The sequence below is a fragment of the Bifidobacterium sp. genome (assembly GCF_050874245.1).
In the GTDB taxonomy this organism is placed as follows: domain Bacteria; phylum Actinomycetota; class Actinomycetes; order Actinomycetales; family Bifidobacteriaceae; genus Bifidobacterium.
The window spans coordinates 1-1330 of the sequence record NZ_JBNMKH010000191.1; the positions used below are offsets into that span (position 1 = coordinate 1).

General features: G+C 60.5%; 2 protein-coding genes. Both read left to right on the top strand.

Features of this window, described 5'->3' with window-relative positions:
- A partial coding sequence (locus ACR0P8_RS09785; protein ID WP_432624861.1) for a hypothetical protein occupies nucleotides 1-184 on the top strand: 184 nt, incomplete at its 5' end.
- Nucleotides 185-340: 156 nt separating this feature from the next.
- Nucleotides 341-1330, top strand: a 990-nt coding sequence (locus ACR0P8_RS09790) for a PLP-dependent aminotransferase family protein (RefSeq protein WP_432624862.1), incomplete at its 3' end; no start/stop codon positions are given.

The window sequence follows — 1330 nt, forward strand, 5'->3', positions numbered from 1 at the left end:
ATTCTGCATACCGATCGGCGCGACATACGCCAATCCCAACGTCAGCCCTTGGAAAAAGAATCCCATACTCGCCTCTTATCCATCCAAACATATTTGGTTGGTTGTAATCAACCCAGCCAAAACCAACCAAATCGCTCATTTTGTAATCGCAGGAAAAACCTCTATTCTGCGAAAAACAACGTAACCAGTGTCATATTGTATAGGTGTTGCTACAATAGGCAACCAGCCAAAAGCTGAGGTTTGGCTCAGCCAATCGCAGGACGGTCCACTGTCAGAAAGCAGATGCGCCGACCGCGGAAAACGCCGGACCATACCGACACCACCAATGTGAAGGAGCGTCATGGCACGCATCGCGCCGCTGAACATCGATTGGAAACCGGACCGTACCACCGGCGAACCCGTCACCGAACAAATCGTCGGGTACATGTGCGAACAGGTGCACAGCGGCAACTGGCCGATTGGCTCGCGTCTGCCGTCGCAACGCGCGCTCGCCGAATGGTTCGGCGTGAACCGGTCCACCGTCATCGCGGCCATCAACGAGCTGTCCGATTATGGCATCGTCGAAGGGCAGCATGGAGCGGGCACGCGAATCGTCAGCAACACGTGGTCGCTGATGCTGCCGGGCGCGCCCGACTGGGCCGATTACGTGGATTCCGGCTTCTTCAAAGCCAACAACGACACCATCCAAGCCATCAACCGGTACGAGTTCACACCGAACATGACGCGCATTGGCACCGGCGAGCTCGACCCGCGGCTCTTTCCGAAAGCCATGTGGCGGCAGGTGCTCGGCGAGGCCGCGGACGAGATTGAAACGCTCGGCTACCCGCCGCCCGAAGGCCTGCCCGAACTGCGCGAGGCCATTGCGGCGCACATGCGCGCCACCGGCGTCGACTGCACGGCAAGCCAGGTGCTGGTCACATCCGGCGCGTTGCAGGCGCTGCAGATGATTTCGGTGAGCCTGCTGCCGGCCGGCACCACCGTATACGCGGAATCGCCGAGCTACATCAAGTCGCTGCAGGTGTTCCAGTCGGCCGGCATGCATCTGGAAGGCGTGCCGATGGACGACGACGGCCTCAACGTGCAGGCATTGCGCGGCCTGCTGGCGGAAGGGGAGCTTGACGCCGGCCGTCCGGCGCCGCTCAACGCGCGCAACCGCAAAGGCAATGCGATCCTGTACACGATTCCGACCAATCACAATCCGACAGGCGTCACCATGAGCGACAAACGCCGGCATGAACTGGTCGAGCTTTCCGTGGACAGCCGACTGCCGATCATCGAGGACGGCGCCTACCGCGACCTGTATTTCGAGGATGATGCCCCGCTGCCGTCG